The organism is Arthrobacter sp. OV608 (genome assembly GCA_900110595.1).
GTDB lineage: Bacteria > Actinomycetota > Actinomycetes > Actinomycetales > Micrococcaceae > Arthrobacter.
The window spans coordinates 255,650-275,552 of sequence record FOEZ01000004.1; the positions used below are offsets into that span (position 1 = coordinate 255,650).

Sequence of the window (19,903 nt, forward strand, 5' to 3'; positions counted from 1 at the left end):
CGGAGGCCCCTCGTGCTCGCACCAAGTTTTGAAGAAGAAGTGGACCGCTACCACCTCGCCGTCCCGGAAATCACCCAGGGCAACCCGGAGCCCGTCAAGGAGCTGTATTCGCGGCTCGACGACGTGACCCTCGCCAACCCGTTCGGCGGCATCGCCCGCGGGTGGGCGCAGGTGGAAGCCCGGCTGGATCAGGCCGCACGGCAGTTCCACGACGGCGAGATGCTCGGGTTTGACACTGTCACTTCCTACACCGCCCGTGACACCGCCTTCCTGGTGGAAACGGAACATTTCCGCGCCCGCCTGGACGGTGCCGCCGTCGCCGAGGAATTCGCGCTCCGGGTCACCAGCGTCTTCCGGCGCGAGGAAGGGTACTGGAAACTGGTGCACCGGCACGCCGACCCCGCTGCCCGTCCCCAGTCCCGCCGGTCGCTGAGCCAGCCCGCCGCCAGCTGACAGGCCGCAGCACCGGGCCGTGAGGTTGTGCCGGGAGTCTGGTCTCCTCGGCTGGGCCAGGAGGCTGACAGGCCGGAGCGAAGAAGGCACACTTAGCACATGTTGCCTTTCCTGCTCCTGGCATCACGCGCCGAGGACGCCGCCGCCGAGGACGAGTATGCCGCCTATCTGCGGTACGGCGGCCTGGAACCCTCGGAGCTGCGGCGCATCAGGCTGGAAGCTGCTCCCCTGCCCGAGCTGGACCTGTCCGCCTATTCGGGGGTGATCGTGGGCGGCAGCCCGTTCACTTCCAGCGACCCGCCCGAGCACAAGACGCCCACACAGCAGCGGGTGGAACACGAACTGGCCGGGCTCCTGGACGAGCTGGTTGCGGAGGACTTCCCGTTCCTGGGAGCCTGCTACGGGGTGGGGACGCTGGGTACGCACCAGGGGGCGGTGATCGACAGGACCTACGGCGAGCCGCTCGGCGCGGCGGAGATCGAACTCACGGACGCCGGACTGGAGGACCCCGTGCTCAGCGGCATGCCGCGCCGGTTCACCGCCTTCACCGGCCACAAGGAAGCCTGCACCGTCCTGCCCCGGCACGCCGTGCTCCTGGCGAGATCGGCGGCCTGCCCCGTGCAGATGTTCCGCTTCCGGCAGAACCTGTACGCCACCCAGTTCCACCCCGAGCTCGATGCCGACGGCCTTTGCACCCGCATCGACATCTACCGGCACGCGGGCTACTTCCCGCCGGAATCCGCCGAAGACCTGATGGCAAGCGCACGGCGGTTCACGGTCACGGAGCCCATGAACATCCTCAAGAACTTCGTGGCCCGCTACGCACGCTAGCCGCGGCAGCCCGCCGTCGTGCGTTCCCGCCCGGTTACTCCCGCAGAGGCAGAAAAGTGCCCGGCACAATCCCCGCAGTTACGGGATTTGTGCCGGGCACCTCTGCTGCCAACCGGGCTGGAAGGAACAGCCAGCGGACTTAGGCCACGTTGTTCTCGTAGTCCAGGTCGCGGGTTTCCTTGCTGACGAACAGCGCGATAAGTGTCAGCACCGCCATGGCGGTCAGGTACACACCCACCAGCACCGGGCTGCCGTCTGCGAGTTCCCACAGCGCCACGGCAATGAACGGCGCCACCGCGGCACCGAGGATGCTGGAGAAGTTGTAGCTCACGGCAGAGCCGGTGTAGCGGACGTTCGTGGGGAACAGCTCAGGCAGCAGGGCGCCCATCGGACCGAAGGTAAGGCCCATGAGGGAGAAGCCGATGATGAGCAGGGCCATGGTGCCGATGAACCCGCCGCTGAACAGCGGGACGAACAGCAGGCCGAAAACGAAGATGCCGGCGGTGACGGCGATGAGCATCTTGCGGCGGCCGTACTTCTCGGCCAGTGGTCCGGACACCAGTGTGAAGATGCCGAAGAAGACGACGCCGGCAATCAGCATCCAGAGGAAGTCGTTGCGGGTGTAGCCCAGGCCGGGGACGAACGCAGCTGCTGCCGCGTCGGACATCGGCTTGCCGGCCTTTTCCGCCGCGGCCCTGGCGGCCTCGAGGCTTGAGGGACGGGTGCCGAACGTCAGGGTGAACGTGGTCATCAGGTAGAAGAGCACGTACGTGGCCAGCATGATGAACGTGCCCAGGATCAGCTGGCGCCAGCTGGTCTTGAACACCCGGCCCAGGGGCAGCTTGGCCACCTCGTTGGACTCGAGGACCTTGGTGAAGGCAGGGGTCTCGATCAGCTTGAGGCGGACGTAGAGGCCGATGATCACCATGACTGCGCTGAGCAGGAACGGCACACGCCAGCCCCAGGCCTGGAAGTCAGCCGGGCTCAGGGCGTAGTTGAAGACCAGGAAGATGACGTTGGCGATGATGAAGCCGATGGGTGCGCCCAGTTGCGGGAAGGTGCCGTAGATTGCGCGCTTGTTGGCCGGTGCGTTTTCGGTGGCCAGCAGCGCGGCGCCGCTCCATTCGCCACCGAGGGCGAGGCCCTGGGCGAAGCGCATCACCACGAGCAGGGCCGGAGCCAGGAATTCCCAGCCGGGCACCAGCGCCGTGGGCAGGCAGCCGATCAGGAAGGTGGCGATGCCCATGGTCAGCAGCGAGGCCACCAGGGTGCCCTTGCGGCCGAACTTGTCGCCGAAGTGGCCGAAGATGATGGATCCCAGCGGGCGGGCCACGAAGGCCACACCGAAGACTGCGAAGGAGCTCAGCAGCTGGGTTGTTTCATTCTGGCTGGGGAAGAACAGCTGCGGGAACACCAGTACCGCAGCCGTGGCGTAGACGTAAAAGTCGTAAAACTCGACCGTGGTGCCGATCAGGCTGGCAACGATGACTCGGCCGCGTGAGTTCACCGGCTGCGAACCGGGCACCGTGGACGTATCGGTGGATGACATAGGGTAAACGCTTTCGCTTGAACCGGCCGGACGCTGGCATTGCCTCCGGCTCGAAATAGTTAGAGTTCAATATTAGTTCCGGTCGTCCAGTCAATGGACGAAAGGTCCACTATTCGGACCTGTGCTGTGTGTCTCATTTTTGCGCGCTCCACCAAGCCTAACGGTCCCCCAAAGGCTCCGATAGGCAAATGTCACAGCCCGTTAACACACGGCGTCGGTCTGTGAAACGCGCCTTACCTACCTTGGAGGAACAACATCCCCCCGAAGGAGGTACCCCGTGACTGTTGACCGCACCGCTGATGCCGGCCCCGGCAATTCCCTTGATCTTGACGAGACCGCAAGGTCGAAAGACGCATCCGCCAGCGCACAGCCCGGCTCTACCCGCACTACCGTTGCCCCCGCCCTTGATTTCCGCCCCGGCCGCTGGATCGCCAACTGGGATGCAGAGAATAAGGAACAGTGGGAATCCGGCGGCCGCATCATCGCCCGCCGCAACCTCAATTGGTCAATCTTCGCCGAATTCCTCGGTTTCGTTGTGTGGCAGCTCTGGTCCATCGTGGTGGTCCAGCTGCCCGCCGCAGGCTTTACGCTCTCCACCTCGGAAATCTTCTGGCTGATCTCCATGCCCAGCCTGGTGGGTGCCACGCTGCGCATCCCCTACACCTTTATGGTTCCCCGCTTCGGCGGCCGGAACTGGACCATCGTGTCCGCGCTCCTGCTCCTGATCCCCACTACGGGCCTGGCACTGTGTGTTTCCAACCCGGAAACGCCGTTCGGCGTGATGCTCCTGGTGGCAGCCCTGGCCGGTTTTGGTGGCGGCAACTTCGCCAGCTCCATGGCCAACATCACCTTCTTCTACCCCGCCCGTGAAAAGGGCTGGGCCCTGGGCCTGAACGCCGCCGGCGGAAACATGGGAGCCGCGGTCGCTCAGCTCGCCGTGCCCATTGCCATCACCCTGCTCGCCGCCGGCACTGTCAACCTGCCGCTGGCCGGCTGGATGTGGGTGCCGCTGATCCTGGTGGCAGCCTTTGGCGCCTTCAAGTACATGGACAACCTCACCAGCGCCAAGGGCGACATCGCCGGCTCCGTGGCAGCGCTGAAGGAACCGCACCTGTGGATCATGGCGCTGCTGTATATCGGCACTTTCGGTTCGTTCATCGGCTTCGCCGGTGTGTTCCCGAAGCTGATCAAGGACTACTTCCCCGCTTTCTCCTCCATCGGAGTGGGCACCGTGGCATTGTCGCTGGCCTTCCTCGGACCGCTGGTGGGCTCGCTGGCCCGGCCGTACGGCGGACGGATGGCGGACCGTATGGGCGGCGCCCGGATGACCGTGACCGCGTTCGCCTCCATGGCAGTCATCACCCTCACCATGATCTGGACCCTGCCGCTGAAGAACTTCTGGCTGTTCCTGGTCCTCTTTCTGATGCTCTTCACCGCGAGCGGCTTCGGAAACGGCGCCACCTACCGGATGATCCCGGTCATCTTCGCCACCTCCAGCCGTGCCGCCCGCAAGGGTGCAAGCTCGGTGGCCACCCAGCGCCTGGCGTCCTCAGCCCTCGGCCTGATCTCCGCCATCGGCGCCTACGGCGGGTTCGTGATCCCGCAGGTACTGAACGCCTCCAACACCGCCAGCGGCTCCTACACCCCGGCCTTCTACGGCTTCGTCGGAGCGTACGTCCTGATGCTGGCCGTCTGCTGGTTCTGCTACATCCGCAACGCCAACCGAAATGCGATGGGACACGTCTAACATGACCAAAAGCGCCGACACGCACTGCCCTTACTGCGCTTTGCAGTGCGCCATGACGCTCACGTCTCCAGCGGAACTGACCCCGGCCGTCCAGCCGGGGTCAGTCCCCGTGTCCGCACCGGCCGCCGGGGAACGGCCTTCCCTCAAGGCACCCCTTGAGGTCAGCGGACGCGACTTCCCCACCAACCGCGGCGGCCTGTGCCGCAAGGGCTGGACTTCGGCCACCCTGTTGAACCACCCGGGCCGGATCACCGAGCCCCTGCTGAAGGGCCCCGACGGCGTCCACCGCCCCATCGGCTGGGACCAGGCCCTGGACCTCGCGGCCGGCGCAGTGAAAGACGCGCAGGCCCGCTACGGACGCGACGCGGTCGGCGTTTTCGGCGGCGGCGGCCTCACCAACGAAAAGGCCTACATGCTGGGCAAGTTTGCCCGGCTCGCCCTGGGAACCTCCCGCATCGACTACAACGGACGCTTCTGCATGTCCTCCGCCGCGGCGGCCGGAATGCGCGCCTTCGGGGTGGACCGCGGCCTGCCGTTCCCGCTCGAAGCCTTGGACACCGCCAGCACCATCCTGATGCTGGGCTCCAATGTTGCCGAAACCATGCCTCCCTTCGTCCAGCACCTGAAAGGCACGCGCGACGCCGGCGGGCTGATTGTGGTGGATCCGCGCCGTTCCGCCACGGCGGCTTTTACGGCCGACGGCGGCGGCCTGCACCTCCAGCCCCTGCCGGGCACCGATCTCGCCCTGCTCCTGGGAATTTCGCACGTGGTCATCCATGAGGACCTGGTAGACGCCGCGTACATCGAGGAACGCACATCGGGCTACAGCGCCGTGGTCCGCAGCGTGAACTCCTTCTGGCCCGAACGTGTCCAGTCCATCACAGGAGTGCCTGCCGAGCTCATCCGCGAAACCGCCCGCCGTCTCGCTTCCGGCGCACGTGCGGGCGGCAGCTACGTCCTCACCGGCCGCGGCGTGGAGCAGCACGTGGACGGCACCGATACCGCCACCGCTGCCATCAACCTCAGCCTCCTGCTGGGCCTGCCGGGTTCGGCCCGGAGCGGCTACGGCACCCTCACCGGCCAGGGCAACGGCCAGGGCGGCCGCGAGCACGGCCAGAAGGCCGACCAGCTCCCGGGCTACCGCAAAATCACCGATCCCGCCGCCCGTGAGCACGTGGCCAAGGTGTGGGGTGTCCCGGAACAGCTGATCCCCGGGCCGGGGCTGCCGGCCGTCCAGCTTCTCAAGTCGTTGGGCCAGCCCGACGGCGTCCGTTGCCTTTTCGTCCACGCCTCCAACATTGCCGTGGCCTCCCCCGACGCCAACGCGGTGATTCAAGGACTGCGCAGCCTGGATTTCCTGGTGGTCTGCGACTTCTTTATGTCCGAAACCGCGGCCGAGGCAGACCTCATTCTTCCCGTGCTTCAGTGGGCCGAGGAAGAGGGCACACTGACCAACCTTGAAGGCCGGGTCCTGCGCCGCCGCCGGGCCCTCACGCCGCCCGCTGGCGCCCGCAGTGAACTGTGGATCATGGCACGGCTGGCCGAGGCCCTTGATGCGCCGTCCACCTACAGCGAGGACCCGGAAACGGTCTTCGAGGAACTCCGGCTGGCCTCCGCCGGCGGGCTGGCCGACTACTCCGGCATCGACTACGCCATGCTGGACCGCGGCGAGGCCGCCTACTGGCCGTACCCGAAAGGCAGCGCCGGAACCCCGCGCCTGTTCCGGGACACCTTCGCGCACGCCGACGGCAAAGCCGTAATGGTCCCGGTGGCGCCCCGCCGCCGTCGGACGCCCGCCGCAAATCCTGACCCGGCCGCCACGACCATGACCCTCATCACCGGCCGCCTCCTGGAGCATTACCAGTCCGGCGCCCAGACCCGCCGGGTGGCCGAGCTGCTGGAAACCCGGCCGGAGGCGAAGCTGCAGGTCCACCCGGCCGCCGCGGCATCGATGGGCATTAACGAAGGTGCACTCGTCTCTGTGGCGAATGAGCGCGGCGAGGTGCTGTGCCGGGCCGAGCTGAGCACGGCGATCCGCATGGACACAGTGTTCCTGCCCTTCCATTTTCCTGAACTAGAGAGCGCCAACCGCCTCACGGAAGCGGCCACGGACCCTACGTCCGGAATGCCCGAGTTCAAGTTCAACAAGGTGTGGGTGCGGCCTGCCGCCACCCCCCTGTCAACCAACTTGCTGCAAACGACGGAGGCCTCATGAGCGAGCAGATTGTCATTGTGGGATTCGGCCCGGTGGCCGCCCGGCTGGTTGATGAGCTCCTGCCCGCCGTTCGGGACGGCCATGTGCATCTCACGGTGGTGGGCGCGGAAGCTGAAGCAGCCTACAACCGCGTGCTGGTGGCCGATCTGGGCGTGGGCCGGACCACTGCTGAAGCCTTGGCGCTTTCCGACGCCGATGCCCTGGCCGCCGACGGCGTGGATGTCCGGCTGGGCATCCGCGTCCGCCGCGTGGACCGCGCAAGGCAGCAGGTCCTGCTGACCGACGGCTCCGTGGCGCACTACGACCGGCTGGTATTCGCCACCGGATCCCGCCCGGTGATCCCCAACCTGACCGGCATCAACCCGGATCCCACCTCGCCGGTCCTGCCGGCCGGCGTGACAGCCCTTCGCGACCTGCGCGACGCTGAAGTGCTGCGGCAGGCGGTGGACGGCGGTAAGCGCGTGGTGGTCCTCGGCGGCGGCGTCCTGGGCCTGGAGACGGCGCTGGCAGCGGCTGAAGAAGGCGCCACGGTCACGGTGGTCCACAACGGACCGCACCCGCTGGGACGCAACATCGACCGCGGCGGCGGCGCCGTCCTTGCCGCGAGCCTGCGCCGCTGCGGAGTCCGGATGGCCGGCAACGCGCGCTCCACCGGCGTGGAGCACAACGCGGCCGACGGCGGGTTCTCGGCATTGCTGCTCGACGACGGGTCGGCGATCGACGGCGACCTCCTGGTCATTTCGTGCGGTGTCCGCCCCCGCACCGAACTGGCCGAGGGCTGCGGGCTTTCCACCGCCAGCGGGATCCTGGTGGACCACCGGCTGCGGGCGCACCACGAACCGCACATCTTTGCCATCGGCGACTGCGCGGAGGTGCGTTGCCCTGAACCGGACTGCGCCCGCTGCCGGAATGCCAAGGGCCCGTCCGGCCTGGTGGGGCCGGGCTGGCGGCAGGCCGAATGGCTGGCCGAATACCTGACCCTGCTGGCGTCAGGGGCTTCGGAAGAAGCCGGGCTGCTTCCGGAGCTGCCGGCCGAGCAGGCAGGCGTTGTTGTCCTCAAGGCCCGGGGCATGAACATGGCTGTGGCCGGGGACAACGCCGCTGAGCCGTGGGACGAGGAGGTCCTCACGGCCGGCGCCGGCAACGGCCGCGCCCGGCTGCAGATTGCGCAGTGGGCGGACCCGGAGCATGGCCGCTACGTCAAAATGACCACCCGGGGCGGCGTCCTGGAGGGGCTGGTGGCCGTGGGCATGCCGCGCACGGCGGCCGAACTGGTGGGGCTTTTCGAGCGAGGCGCCGAGCTGCCCGCGGACAGGTCGCTGCTGCTGCGCCTTGACGGGCCGGACCAGCTGCCCGGTGCGGCGGCCGATCCGCAGGGGACCGTATGCCGCTGCGCAGGCGTCAGCGGGGCAACCATCCAGGGGGCCGTGGAAGAAGGCTGCTCCACCGTGGCCGAGGTTTCCAAAGCCACCCGGGCGGGTACCGGCTGCGGCGGCTGCCACGAGGACATCAAGGGGCTCATCGAAAAACATTTCTCCCCAGCCGTCCCCTGACCTCCCGGGGCTCAAGCACCCGGTCGTTGAGCCCGTCGAAACCTGGGCTGTTTACACCGGTGCCTTGGGGATCAGGATCCAGAGAGCGATGTAGACCAGCTCGCCGATCCCCACCAATCCGAAAACGACGAAGCCCAGCCGGACCAGGACCTTCGGAAGCCCGAACCGGGCCGCCAGGGCAGCGCAGACGCCGCCGATGAGTTTGCCGCGGCGCGGTCGAACAAGTGCCATGACATGTCCGTCCTCCCAGTTCCTTCGAGGAGTCTATCCAGATGGTAGCGGGAGGGTCCAGAATTCCTGCCGCGTCCTCCCTCGCGGCGTCTGCACGCCGGAAGGCTTCGGCGTGCGGGGACACCTGGCCACCGAACGTCAATGAACAACCGCAGTCTCAAAAACTGAAGAGTCCTTTTGCCAGCCCGTATATTCCATAGAGTCCAAGCGCGAGCAGGATTCCCAGATAAGCAAGCACGAGCCTCGTGTCACGTAGGAAGCACTTCGATTTCCTCAGTCCTTGCCGTCGGGCCTTCCAGTAGCCAATGACTCCGACGGCTGCAAACACGCTCAACGCCAGCGGACCTGCCACCCAACCCAATAAGGCAATAGTGGCAAAGATGCACAGACGCAAAGGATCGAACGGTGCTTTTGCCTGGCCCTCTGGACCGGACGCGCCACCGGACTGGTTTCCGGCATGCGTGCGAAGCACGAATTCCGACGGCAGCGATCCGGCTGCGATGCGTCGCGCATCCGAAGCAGAACTCATCATTCCTCCCTGTCGCTTAATCAAACCTGCCGGACTGGGAGGAGCTCCCGGCCCGTGGCTGTGCTGATTCGTTGCCTTGCCAGGGACGGCCATGCCTGGACAGCACAGAACGGAGCGCACTGGTGATCACCGGCGTCGCTCTTTGTGCCCACGTGGACGCAGCATTGGGTGAGCCGTTCTTCGATCATGGTGGAGATGTCCATGAAGGGCTTGACCATGATGCGGGTGATTCGTTGGGCGAGGAGCCGGCGAAGCCGTTGTTGCTGGCCTGGAAGTTTGCCGGCGGCCAGTGTGGTGAGGGTGCCGATTCCGAGGTCGCACTGGGTGCAGATGTTTTTCCAAAGATCCATTGTCCGCGGGTGGGACAGCGAGGACTGCTCGCTTAGCAGGTCCAGCAGGGAGGACTTCATGAGGTTGCGCAACTCCAGCGGGATCGCGCTGTCGGCGATGCGGTTGGCGATGCTGTCCGGGTTGAGTTCCAGCCAGGCGAGCAGCTGGTCGTGCCCGATGAGGGCTGTCAGCGAACGCCAGACTCCTGCATCGTCCTTCAGCATGTAGCCCACGGACGCGCAATGCGGATGTGAACACGGCAGTGCTGTCAGGTCGTGCCATGAGACCACCCCTCCGGTTTGCTCCGCGAGCCGTTCCAGCACACCCGTGTGGGTGAGCCTGTCTGTGGGATCGATGCCGTGGCCGCGCCCTGAACCGAACACTGGCTGAAGCGCAACGCCACCCACGAACGGGGTTTCCAATGCCCTCATCACGACGGCGCCGACCTCGCCGTCGTTGATGCCAAGTGCCGCCGTCATCGTCAGGGTGGTGAAAATACCTGCCTCTGACAGTCGCGCGATGGCCATGTCCTTGAAGCGGGTCAGGTCTCCCCCGCGGTGGTGGATGGAGGCTGCTTTGGACGGGCCGTCGTATTGGAGGTACACCTCCACCCGGTCCCGGTGCCTGGCCAGCAGTGCGAGGAGTTCGTCGTCGGTGGCTACGAGCATGCCGTTGCTGTTCACCATGATCCGGACGATCGGCCGGGCGACGAGCTCATCGAGAAGTTCGGCCAGATGAGGGTAAAGCGTGGGCTCGCCGCCGGAGAGCATCAGCACGTCCAGCCGCCCGTTTTCGCGGGCAAGCCGGGTGTCGATATTCGTGAGCACCTCGCCGAGCGGCGCCACTCCCTGCAGTTGGGGGCCGGAGGCGGTGAAGCAGGTGGGGCAGCGCAGGTTGCAGTGCTCGATGATGTCCTGCAGGAGGATGCAGGTGTGCTGGGTCTGCATGGCGGGCAGCCCGTAGGCGTAGGCCTCCGGTACCTGGCGGTAATTATCGGCCTGGTCCGGGATGTGCTGTTTGGTGGGCGCCTGCCACTTCTCCAGGTATCGCAGAATTTCCGGGGATTCGTCGTACAAGGTGCTGACGAGGCCATGGTCCGGGCAGCCGCGTTCGAGCCACACCCGGTCATCCCGGATCAGCAGCGCCCCGGAGAGGCGCCGGACCTGCGCGAGCGGGGGGTTTGTCTCGTGGCAGTGGGGACAGAAGGCTGTGACGTACCGGTGGATGCGGTCCCCGCGAAGCGGCTGGCCAGGGCCGGGCAGCGCCTGCCGGGAAGTAAATGGAGACGGATTCATATCCGGCTACTCATCTGGGAGAGGGCCATGACGCAGATCCCGCCGCCGAGCAGGATGAAGATCCCCAAGCCAAACAACAGCCCCGCACCCCAGCGGGAGGTGCGCGGCCAAATGGCCAGGGCACCGGCGACCGCAAGATAAGCGCCGATGGGAATTAACGCTGCCGGCCCGGCGAGGTCGGTCTTGTAGCCTTCATCCGGAGCAATACCAGCTGTCGTCCCGAAATAGAGGGCATAAAGGGCAGTAGCTCCGAGCAGGATTCCGAGCACCATGGAGCCACGTTTTGGCTTAGGGGATGGCTCCTCGTCATGGGGCGGTGGCAGCGGGCTCCAGGCTTCTTCAGGGTTGTCCTCGCTCATGCTGCTCTTTCCTCCAATTTTGGGCGGAGTGGTGAAGGATTCATCTCAAGCTCTCGTCTGCGCGGCGAGTGTTCCAACGCAGATCCCGCCGCCGAGGAGGGTGAAGATTCCCAGGCCAATCAGCAAGCCCGCACCCCACCGTGACGTGCGTGGCCGGACCGCCAGAACAACGGCTACCGCCAGGTAGACGGCGATGGGAATGAAGGCGGAGAGCCCCGTGAGGAAACGCATGGAAGCGGGTCCACCGAAAGCAATCGGTACCCCGACATAGACCGCATAAAGGGCAGCAGTCCCCAACAGGATTCCGAAGCCCATGGGGCCGAGCGCTGGTTCAGGAAGTTCCTCGTCTTCTTGAGGCGACTTGTCCTTGCTCACGCCGCCGTTCCTTTCAACTCCGGGCGGAGTGGTTCCCCGAAGACCCGCAGCATCCGCCGGAACAGCAGCGGCAGAACCGCCAGGAGGAACCACTGGGGACGGCTCATCCCGAGCCAGAGCACCTCGTTGCCGCGGACGAATTCGACGCCGAAGCGGAACAACGCGTAGGAAGTCACGTAGCAGATGAAGAGGTCGCCAGGACGAGGCAGGCGGTCCCGATAACGCCACATGAGCGCCAATGCGGCCACATGGAACACGATTTCATAAGCAAAGGACGGGTGGAGTCCCACCCCTGCGGGTCCACCCAGCACTGCCGCCTGCCCGGGCGTGAGCGATATACCCCATCCTCCCCCGGTGGGGGTGCCGGGCAGTTCCGTGAGGAGGCAGCCCACGCGTCCGATGGCCAGCGCCAAGGCGACCGCGGGCGCAAGTAAGTCCCCCGTGGATTCACGGTAACCTGTCAGCCGTTTACCCAAATGCACGCCGAGCCACGCGCCCACAAGGCCCGCGAGGATGCTGCGGTCGCCGTTGCCCCACCAGTCCGCCAAGGAGACCTGGCGCGAAACATCCCAGGTGAGGAGCCGTGAGCCGATGGCCCCGAAGGCGAGAGCAAAACCGGCAATGGGCCACAACCGTGGGTCGGACAGGCCGCGCCGGCGCTTCTCATACGCGTAGAACAGCAAGGCTGCGAGGATTCCCAGCCCTAACAGGCTGGCGTGCACCAACCCGTCTCCCGCGAAGGGAAGCCCGATCATGAGCAGAGTGTAGCAGTGCCCCCGCAAGCCCTCCCCGCCGGCACTCCGGGGCTACATGTGCACGTGCAGCCGGCGCGCAGCCTCCGAGATCGAGCCCGTGAGTGACGGGTACACGGTGAAGGTGCTGGCGACGTCGTCCACATGCAGCTTCTGCTTGACGGCGATGGAGATGGGGAAGATCAGCTCGGAGGCGTTGGGACCCACCACCACGCCGCCGATGACCGTTCCCGAGCCCTTCCGGGCGAAAATCTTTACAAAACCGTCCTTGGTGTTGCGCATCTTGGCCCGTGCATTGCTGCGGAGCGAGAGCTTCACCACGTCGCCCTGGTACTTGCCGGAGTCGATATCGGCCTCGGACACGCCCACATTGGCAATTTCGGGTGAGGTGAAAATGTTGGATGCCACCTGGTGCAGCTTGAGCGGGGTAACGGCGTCACCCATGAAGTGGGCAACGGCAATCCGGCCCTGCATCGCCGCGACGGAGGCCAGCGGCAGGACTCCGGTGCAGTCACCGGCGGCGTAAATATTGGGGGCGGTGGTGCGGGAGACGCCGTCCACTTTGATGTGGCCACTTTCGCTGACCGCAACGCCCGCTTCTTCCAGCCCGATGCCGGCGGTGTTCGGGATGGAGCCCAGGCAGAGCAGGCAGTGGCTGCCGGTCACTTTGGACCCGTCGCTCAAGGTGACCACCACGCCGTCGTCCGTGCGCTCCACCTGCTCCGCGCGGGACCGCGACAGGACCCGCACGCCGCGGCGTTCAAACACTTCCTCGAGAACCACGGCCGCGTCAACGTCAGAACCCGGCAGCACCCGGTCACGGCTGGAGATCAAGGTGACCTTCGAGCCGAGGCCGTTGTAGGCGGACGCGAACTCGGCCCCGGTCACACCGGAGCCCACCACGATCAGGTCTTCGGGAAGTTCGTCCAGGTTGTAGATCTGGGTCCAGTTCAGGATCCGCTCACCGTCAGGGCGGGCCGTGGGCAGCTCACGGGGATGGGCGCCGAGCGCCAGCAGGATGGTGTCCGCCTCCACGGTCTCGGTGCCCTCCGCCGTGAGGACCTCGATGGTGTGGTCATCCAGGAGCCGCCCGGATCCGGCCAGGATGCGCACGCCCTGCTGCGCCAAACCGTCGGAGATGTCCTTGGACTGGCTGCGCGCGAGGTTCAGGAGGCGGTCGTTGATGTGCTTGAGGTCCGCGCGCATCACCGGCACAAAGTCGCCGCCGTCGACGTCGAACTTCACTCCCAGCTCCCCCGCCTCGGCGACGCGGGTCATCAGGTCCGCGGTGGCGATCAGGGTCTTGGACGGGACGACGTCGGTCAGCACGGCGGATCCGCCGAGCCCGGCACGCTCGATGATGGTGACCTGCGCTCCAAGCGAGGCGGCCACCATGGCGGCCTCGTATCCGCCCGGACCACCTCCCAGGATTGCGATCCGGGGTGAACTGAAATCAGGATGCGTAGTCACAAACAATCATTCTCCTGCATCCCCGGCCGGACCGCCAAAGAAACCGTTCTCTGGGGAAAACCGCCAAAGGCTGGGCCCTGCAGGAGCGGCAGGATAACTTGTACCAGTGAGTACAACAGACTTCCTGAACACGGATCCCTTCGCTGCCGCCCGCGCCGCCGCCGACTACATTGCCGAGGAAACCGGCGTGGACCGCCACGACGTGGCCCTGGTGCTCGGCTCCGGCTGGGCAGACGCCGCCAGCCTCATCGGCGAGACCACGGCTACCCTGTCCGCCGAGGAAGTCCCCGGTTTCCACGCTCCGGCAGTGGAAGGGCATGTGGGCACCATCCGCTCTGTGCTGACCAAAGAGGGCAAACGGGCCCTGGTGCTGGGCGCCCGCACCCACTATTACGAAGGCAAGGGCGTACGCGCCGTAGTCCACGGAATCCGGGCCGCGGCGGCCGCCGGCTGCAACACACTGGTCCTTACCAACGGCTGCGGCGGCCTGAACGAAAATTGGGCGCCGGGCACTCCGGTGCTGATCAGCGATCACATAAACCTCACCGCGGCCTCGCCGCTGGAGGGCGCCACATTCGTCGACCTGACAGATCTCTACTCTGCCCGGATCCGCAAAATCGCCCGCGACGTGGACGCAACCCTGGATGAAGGCGTCTACGCCCAGTTCCCCGGCCCGCACTACGAAACACCGGCCGAGGTGCAGTACGCCAAACGCATCGGCGCCGACCTGGTGGGAATGTCCACTGCCCTTGAGGCCATTGCGGGGCGGCACGCAGGCATGGAGGTGTTTGGCATTTCGCTGGTCACCAACCTTGCCGCAGGCATCAGCCCGCAGCCCCTCAGCCACCAGGAAGTCATTGAGTCAGGGCAGGCAGCGGGACCTCGGATCTCCAAACTGCTCGCCGAAATCATCGCCAAACTCTAAAGCAGCGTGGGGCCACGCCCGCCGGGTTCCCTGACCGAGCTTGCGAGGCCAGGGTGCGGGTGGGGACACTTCAGGCCCCATCCGTCGCGTTCTTTGGGCCGCATCTGACCCCGCGTTGCGGGAAGTAGGGGAGCAATGACGATAGGTTTGTGCCCATGACGTCTTCCGATGCCGATTATCGCCTGCTCACCGAGGCCCGTAAATGGGCTGCCCAAGACCCGGATCCGGAAACGTCGGCATCCCTGCTTGAGCTGGTCCGGCTGGTGGAAGACGGTTCCCCGGCAGCCCGCCAGGAACTCGAGGACAGCTTCCGTGGAACGCTGCAGTTCGGCACGGCGGGACTCCGCGCGGCCCTGGGGCCCGGGCCGAACCGGATGAACCGCGTGGTGGTGAGGCGCGCTGCTGCCGGACTGGCGGACTTCCTGGTCCGCGCGACAGGCGAGGCATCCCCGTGGACCCGGCCGCGCGCCGTCGTCGGCTATGACGCCCGGTACAACTCGGACATCTTTGCGGCGGAAACCGCGGCGGTCTTTACGGCTGCCGGCATCGAGACGTTCCTGATGCCGGCGGCGCTGCCCACTCCCCTGCTGGCATACGCCGTCCGGGCGCTGGAATGCGACGGCGGCGTGATGGTCACGGCAAGCCACAACCCTCCGCAGGACAACGGCTACAAGGTCTATCTGGGCCGCCACGCCGTGGCGGACAGCGGCAACGGGGCCCAGATCGTGGCACCTTATGATGCCGAAATCGCGGCGAGGATCAACGCCGTTGGCCCGCTCGACACGATTGCCCTTGCCCCCGAGGGCTGGACAGTCCTGGACGGGTCCGTGGCCGCCGGTTACCAGCAGGCGGCGGCCGCGCTGGCCCTGCCCGAATATTTCCCGGCCCGGGACCTGCGCATCGTCCTCACTCCGATGCATGGCGTCGGCGGCGAGACTGCGCTGGCCGTGCTGAACGCCGCCGGTTTCAGCGATGTCACGCTGGTGGCCGAACAGGCCCAGCCGGACCCGGACTTTCCCACCGTCAGTTTCCCGAACCCGGAGGAGCCAGGGGCGCTGGACCTGGCCCTGGAGACGGCCGGGCGGCTGGACGCGGACATTGTTATCGCCAATGATCCCGACGCCGACCGGGCAGCAGTTGCCGCCAAGGACCCGGACACCGGCGCCTGGCGCATGCTCCGCGGGGACGAAGTGGGCGCGCTGCTGGGCGCGCATGTGGCAGCGCGGCTGGCCGCGGCCGGCGAAAGTGCAGGCAGCGGAAGTGCCGCCGGCAGCGAGGGCGTGTTCGCGAACTCCATCGTATCCTCGCGGCTGCTGGCCCGGATCGCGGCCGCAGCCAGTTACGCGCATGAGGAAACGCTGACCGGGTTCAAATGGATTTCCCGGGTGCCGGGCCTCCTGTACGGCTACGAGGAGGCGCTGGGCTACTGCGTTGCCCCGGACCTGGTGAAGGATAAGGACGGGATTTCGGCAGCAGTGCTGATCGCCGAACTTGCCGCCGCCGCGAAGGCTGACGGGAAGACCGTCTTTGACACCCTGGATGAGCTGTACCTGCAGCACGGCCTGCACGCCAGCGACCAGCTCAGCATCAGGGTGGCCGACCTGGGCCTGCTGGACGCGATGATGAACCGGCTCCGGGTGAGCCCGCCGGAATCGTTCGGGTCATCCGCCGTCGAGGTCTTCACGGACCTGGCCGAAGGCAGCGGGCAGCTTCCGCCCACGGACGGCCTCCTCTACCTCACCCGAGACCTCACCCGCGTGATCATCAGGCCCAGCGGCACCGAGCCCAAGCTCAAGTGCTACCTCGAGGTGATCCACTACGTTGGGTCCGCGGCGGAACTGCCGGAGGCCCGGCAGGCCGTCCGCGCCAAACTGGATGAAGTACTCCGGGACGTCAGCGAGGCGCTGGGCCTGTAGCAGGATCCCCGAACCGCGAAAAGGGCGCCCTGCCGGGCGCCCTTTTTCCTGAATGTAACTTCCGGCAGTGTTTCTACAGCTCGACTTCGACGAAGCCGTCCACCACGCGGGTGCTGAACGCTGCGATGCTCAGACCCGGGGTGCTGAAGCATTCCCCGGTTTCCAAGTCGTAGACCTCTTTGTGCAGCGGCGAGGCGATAGTGGGACGCGCCCCGCGTGATCCCAGGATCCCCCGGGCCATCACGTGCGCTCCGGTGGCCGGGTCCTCATGGGCCACCGCGAAAACCTCGGCCGGCCCGGTGCGGAAAAGGGCAATCTGGCGGCCGGCCACGAGGGCGGCTTCACCCCAGGCGGGCTCCAGGTCGTCCACAAGGCAGACGCGGTGCCAACCGGCGGTGATGCCCGGTGCGACCTCGTCGGTGGCTGCTGCGAGTGCCCCAAGTTCCAGTGTTGCCGTCATGTCGGCTCCTCTTCCTGTGCGTTTTTCCTTGCCTTTGGCTGCCTCTGCGGCCGTGTTCCACGCTAGGCCGCGGGTGTTTCAGAGGGGTGCAGTGAATGTGTCCAGTGCGTAAAAGACACCTCACGCGGCCGGAAATGCGTTCGTGATGCAGAAGTTAAGTTGACGAAACAATTGGGAAACTGAAGCGAAACTGCGTCTCCCTAGTCTGGATGGACACTCGTCACCAGAAGGCTGCAGGAAACACTGCGGCCCATGCGAAAGGCCCACAGTGACCGAACAGACTTCAAGCACAGAGACTCCGCGCCGCATCGTCGTCGCCGGCGGCGGCCCAGCGGCCCACCGTTTTGCGGACGCCATGCATGCCCGCGGCATCGATGGCTGGCATGTCACGGTCCTCACCGAAGAAGCCCACCTCCCCTACGACAGGGTGGCGCTGTCCAAGGCCCTCACCGAAAAGGACGTGGACCTCACCTTGGGCACCGCCTCAATGTGGGACCATCCTTCCCTGGAGCTGAAGACAGGTGAGCGGGTAGTCAAGATCAATGCCGAAGCCAAGACGGTGGAAACCGCTGCCGGCAACATTTTCGAATACGACGAGCTGGTGGTGGCCACCGGCTCAAACGCAGCGCGCCTGCCCATCCCCGGTGCCGAGCACACCCACGTCTACCGCACCCTCGAGGACGTGTGGGCCATCAACGAGGCAATCACCGGCCTCAGGGAAAAGCTGGGCCGCAAGGTCAACGCGGTGACCATCGGTGGTGGCCTCCTCGGGCTCGAGTCCGCGGCCGGCACCGAACAACTTGGCGCCAACCCCATTGTTATTGACGGTTCCCAGTGGCTGATGGCCACGCAGCTGGACGAAGGCGCGGGCCAGGCCATGGGCCGGCTCATCAAGTCCAAGGGCTTTGAGGTCCACGGCGGCGTCTTCCCGTCGGAAGTATTGTCGGACGACGACGGCCAGGTCACCGGCGTCCTGATGGCTGACGGCCGGGTCATCGATGCGGACATCGTGATTGTCGCCATCGGCGTGCGGCCCCGCGATGAACTGTTCCGCGCCGCCGAAGGCGAGGAGCAGGTGTTCAGCCTGGGCCAGCGCGGCGGTGTGGTCATCAACGACTACTGCGCCACCGAGGTGGACGGCATCTGGGCCATCGGCGAAGTCGCCAACTATGGCGGCATGTGCCTTGGCCTGGTGGCCCCCGCCAACACGATGGCGGAAATCGTTGCCGACCGTCTCCACGGCGGAGATGCCACCTTCCCCGGCTTTGACACCGCCACCAAGCTCAAGCTGTCCGGCGTCGACGTCGCCAGCTTCGGCGACGCTTTCGCCAAGACCGAACACGCCCTCGAAATCGTCTACGCCGACCCGGCACGCGGCGTCTACCAGAAGATCGTGACGACGGACGACGCCAAGACACTCCTGGGCGGCATCTTCGTCGGCGACGCCTCTCCGTACATGAGCCTGCGCCCGCTCCTGGGCCGCGAACTTCCCGCCGAGCCCGGCGCGTTCCTCAGCGCGGCCGGCGGCGGTGAGGCCCCCGAGACCGAACTGCCGGACGACGCCACCCTCTGCTCCTGCAACAACGTCACCGCCGGGACCATCCGCGACGCCATCAAGGGCTGCGGCGCCTGCGATGGCAACGCCCCGATCCAGGAGCTCGGTGAGCTGAAGGGCTGCACCCGCGCCGGCACCCAGTGCGGTTCCTGTGTTCCCATGCTGAAGAAACTGCTCGAAACTGAACTGACCAAGTCCGGCGTCGAGGTGTCCAAGGCGCTCTGCGAGCACATCGAACTGTCCCGCCAGGAACTGTTCGACGCCATCCGTGTCCTGGAACTGACCTCCTTCGAAGAGATCATGGCCAAGTACGGCACGGGCGCCGGCTGCGATATCTGCAAGCCCACCATCGCCAACATCCTGGCCAGCCAGAACAGCGCCTACGTGCTCGATGCCGGCCGCGGCACCCTGCAGGACACCAACGACCGCGCCCTGGCCAACATGCAGAAGGACGGCACCTACTCGGTGGTCCCCCGCATCGCCGGCGGCGAGATCACCCCCAGGAAGCTGGGCGTCATCGCGGCAGTGGCCGAAAAGTACAACCTGTACACCAAGATCACCGGCGGCCAGCGGATCGACATGTTCGGTGCCCGCCTGGAACAGCTCCCGGAGATCTGGAAGGAACTGGTGGACGCCGGCTTCGAATCCGGCCAGGCCTACGGCAAGAGCCTGCGCACCGTGAAGTCCTGCGTCGGCTCCACCTGGTGCCGGTTCGGCGTGCAGGACTCGGTGGCCATGGCGATCCAGCTGGAACTGCGGTACCGCGGCCTGCGCAGCCCGCACAAGCTCAAAATGGGGGTCTCCGGCTGTGCCCGTGAATGCGCCGAGGCCCGCGGCAAGGACGTGGGCGTGATCGCCACCGCCGACGGCTGGAACCTGTACGTCGGCGGCAACGGCGGCGCCACCCCCGCCCACGCCCAGCTCCTGGCCAAGGACCTCGACGACGAAACGCTGATCAAGTACATCGACCGCTACTTCATGTACTACATCCGCACTGCGGACCGCCTCCAGCGCACGGCGCGCTGGCAGGAGGAGCTCGACGGCGGCATCAAACACGTCGAGGACGTGGTGGTCAAGGACACCCTGGGCATCGCCGCGGACCTCGAGGCGGCCATGGCCAAGCACGTTGACACCTACATCGACGAATGGGCAGACACCCTCAAGGACCCCGAGCGCCTGCGCCGGTTCCGCTCCTTCGTCAACGCCCCCGACCAGAAGGATGACTCCATCACCTTCGTTCCGGACGAGCGCGGCCAGATGCGCCCCGCCACCCCGGAGGAGAAGGGCAAAGTCCTGATCGGGGCATCCATCCCGGTCCGTCCCGGCTCGCCGGAACCCGTCAGGAACGAGGCATAGAC

The 19,903-nt window shown here is 66.3% G+C and carries 17 protein-coding genes; 8 read left to right on the plus strand and 9 right to left on the minus strand.

Features of this window, described 5'->3' with window-relative positions:
• The first annotated feature begins 12 nt into the window (after positions 1–12).
• A complete protein-coding gene (locus BMX78_RS07715; protein ID WP_091418349.1) occupies positions 13–453 on the plus strand; it encodes a YybH family protein in 441 nt (146 codons plus the stop codon).
• A gap of 99 nt (positions 454–552) precedes the next feature.
• Positions 553–1,284, plus strand: coding sequence for a glutamine amidotransferase (locus BMX78_RS07720; protein WP_091418351.1), 732 nt, complete (start codon positions 553–555; stop codon positions 1,282–1,284).
• A gap of 139 nt (positions 1,285–1,423) precedes the next feature.
• Here BMX78_RS07720 and BMX78_RS07725 read toward each other — a convergent pair whose 3' ends face one another.
• Entirely contained in the window at positions 1,424–2,833 is a 1,410-nt protein-coding gene (locus tag BMX78_RS07725) for an MFS transporter (RefSeq protein ID WP_091418352.1), read from the minus strand.
• Positions 2,834–3,110: 277 nt separating this feature from the next.
• On the opposite strand from BMX78_RS07725, the gene BMX78_RS07730 reads away from it, so the two are divergent.
• Genes BMX78_RS07730 through BMX78_RS07740 form a run of 3 tightly spaced genes read left to right on the plus strand, consistent with a single transcriptional unit; the run spans position 3,111 to position 8,348 of the window.
• On the plus strand, positions 3,111–4,580 hold the full coding sequence (locus BMX78_RS07730; RefSeq protein ID WP_091418354.1) for an MFS transporter: 1,470 nt from the start codon (positions 3,111–3,113) through the stop codon (positions 4,578–4,580).
• Between the two features lies 1 nt (position 4,581).
• Complete coding sequence (locus tag BMX78_RS07735; protein WP_091418356.1) at positions 4,582–6,795, plus strand: molybdopterin oxidoreductase family protein; 2,214 nt, start codon at positions 4,582–4,584, stop codon at positions 6,793–6,795.
• The gene (locus BMX78_RS07740) at positions 6,792–8,348 is read left to right on the plus strand and encodes an FAD-dependent oxidoreductase (RefSeq protein ID WP_091418357.1); all 1,557 of its coding nucleotides are present in this window, start codon (positions 6,792–6,794) and stop codon (positions 8,346–8,348) included. Before BMX78_RS07735 ends, BMX78_RS07740 begins: the two co-directional genes overlap by 4 nt.
• A gap of 51 nt (positions 8,349–8,399) precedes the next feature.
• Here BMX78_RS07740 and BMX78_RS07745 read toward each other — a convergent pair whose 3' ends face one another.
• The 7 genes from BMX78_RS07745 to BMX78_RS07775 all read right to left on the minus strand — a co-directional run bounded on the left by BMX78_RS07745 (position 8,400) and on the right by BMX78_RS07775 (position 13,689).
• Entirely contained in the window at positions 8,400–8,579 is a 180-nt protein-coding gene (locus BMX78_RS07745; RefSeq protein ID WP_091418359.1) for a PspC domain-containing protein, read from the minus strand.
• A 157-nt stretch (positions 8,580–8,736) separates the two neighbouring features.
• Positions 8,737–9,111 (minus strand): hypothetical protein, encoded by a 375-nt coding sequence (locus tag BMX78_RS07750; RefSeq protein WP_286138845.1) that lies wholly within the window; start codon positions 9,109–9,111, stop codon positions 8,737–8,739.
• A gap of 17 nt (positions 9,112–9,128) precedes the next feature.
• Complete coding sequence (locus BMX78_RS07755; RefSeq protein WP_091418362.1) at positions 9,129–10,733, minus strand: radical SAM protein; 1,605 nt, start codon at positions 10,731–10,733, stop codon at positions 9,129–9,131.
• A complete protein-coding gene (locus BMX78_RS07760) occupies positions 10,730–11,092 on the minus strand; it encodes a hypothetical protein (protein WP_091418363.1) in 363 nt (120 codons plus the stop codon). The genes BMX78_RS07755 and BMX78_RS07760 overlap by 4 nt, the downstream gene beginning before the upstream one ends.
• 45 nt (positions 11,093–11,137) lie before the next feature.
• The gene (locus BMX78_RS07765; RefSeq protein WP_091418365.1) at positions 11,138–11,467 is read right to left on the minus strand and encodes a hypothetical protein; all 330 of its coding nucleotides are present in this window, start codon (positions 11,465–11,467) and stop codon (positions 11,138–11,140) included.
• Positions 11,464–12,222, minus strand: coding sequence for a prolipoprotein diacylglyceryl transferase family protein (locus BMX78_RS07770; RefSeq protein WP_091418367.1), 759 nt, complete (start codon positions 12,220–12,222; stop codon positions 11,464–11,466). The genes BMX78_RS07765 and BMX78_RS07770 overlap by 4 nt, the downstream gene beginning before the upstream one ends.
• Before the next feature lie 51 nt (positions 12,223–12,273).
• The gene (locus BMX78_RS07775) at positions 12,274–13,689 is read right to left on the minus strand and encodes an NAD(P)H-quinone dehydrogenase (RefSeq protein ID WP_091418528.1); all 1,416 of its coding nucleotides are present in this window, start codon (positions 13,687–13,689) and stop codon (positions 12,274–12,276) included.
• A 106-nt stretch (positions 13,690–13,795) separates the two neighbouring features.
• Here BMX78_RS07775 and BMX78_RS07780 point away from each other — a divergent pair, with 106 nt between their 5' ends.
• On the plus strand, positions 13,796–14,614 hold the full coding sequence (locus tag BMX78_RS07780; protein ID WP_091418368.1) for a purine-nucleoside phosphorylase: 819 nt from the start codon (positions 13,796–13,798) through the stop codon (positions 14,612–14,614).
• 155 nt (positions 14,615–14,769) lie between these two features.
• Complete coding sequence (locus BMX78_RS07785) at positions 14,770–16,530, plus strand: phospho-sugar mutase (protein WP_170850732.1); 1,761 nt, start codon at positions 14,770–14,772, stop codon at positions 16,528–16,530.
• A gap of 73 nt (positions 16,531–16,603) precedes the next feature.
• Here the strand turns inward: BMX78_RS07785 and nirD are convergent, their stop codons facing one another.
• Positions 16,604–16,990, minus strand: coding sequence for a nitrite reductase small subunit NirD (nirD, locus tag BMX78_RS07790; protein WP_091418372.1), 387 nt, complete (start codon positions 16,988–16,990; stop codon positions 16,604–16,606).
• Between the two features lie 268 nt (positions 16,991–17,258).
• Here nirD and nirB point away from each other — a divergent pair, with 268 nt between their 5' ends.
• Entirely contained in the window at positions 17,259–19,901 is a 2,643-nt protein-coding gene (nirB, locus tag BMX78_RS07795) for a nitrite reductase large subunit NirB (protein ID WP_091418374.1), read from the plus strand.
• Positions 19,902–19,903: the final 2 nt, after the last annotated feature.

Coding starts and splice junctions, on each gene's coding strand:
- BMX78_RS07750 (WP_286138845.1), bottom strand. CDS start 9,111: ATGATGAGTTCTGCTTCGGATGCGCGACGCATCGCAGCCGGATCGCTG.
- BMX78_RS07760 (WP_091418363.1), bottom strand. CDS start 11,092: ATGAGCGAGGACAACCCTGAAGAAGCCTGGAGCCCGCTGCCACCGCCC.
- BMX78_RS07735 (WP_091418356.1), top strand. CDS start 4,582: ATGACCAAAAGCGCCGACACGCACTGCCCTTACTGCGCTTTGCAGTGC.
- BMX78_RS07720 (WP_091418351.1), top strand. CDS start 553: ATGTTGCCTTTCCTGCTCCTGGCATCACGCGCCGAGGACGCCGCCGCC.
- BMX78_RS07770 (WP_091418367.1), bottom strand. CDS start 12,222: ATGATCGGGCTTCCCTTCGCGGGAGACGGGTTGGTGCACGCCAGCCTG.
- BMX78_RS07755 (WP_091418362.1), bottom strand. CDS start 10,733: ATGAATCCGTCTCCATTTACTTCCCGGCAGGCGCTGCCCGGCCCTGGC.
- BMX78_RS07785 (WP_170850732.1), top strand. CDS start 14,770: ATGACGTCTTCCGATGCCGATTATCGCCTGCTCACCGAGGCCCGTAAA.
- BMX78_RS07740 (WP_091418357.1), top strand. CDS start 6,792: ATGAGCGAGCAGATTGTCATTGTGGGATTCGGCCCGGTGGCCGCCCGG.
- BMX78_RS07745 (WP_091418359.1), bottom strand. CDS start 8,579: ATGGCACTTGTTCGACCGCGCCGCGGCAAACTCATCGGCGGCGTCTGC.
- BMX78_RS07725 (WP_091418352.1), bottom strand. CDS start 2,833: ATGTCATCCACCGATACGTCCACGGTGCCCGGTTCGCAGCCGGTGAAC.
- nirD (WP_091418372.1), bottom strand. CDS start 16,990: ATGACGGCAACACTGGAACTTGGGGCACTCGCAGCAGCCACCGACGAG.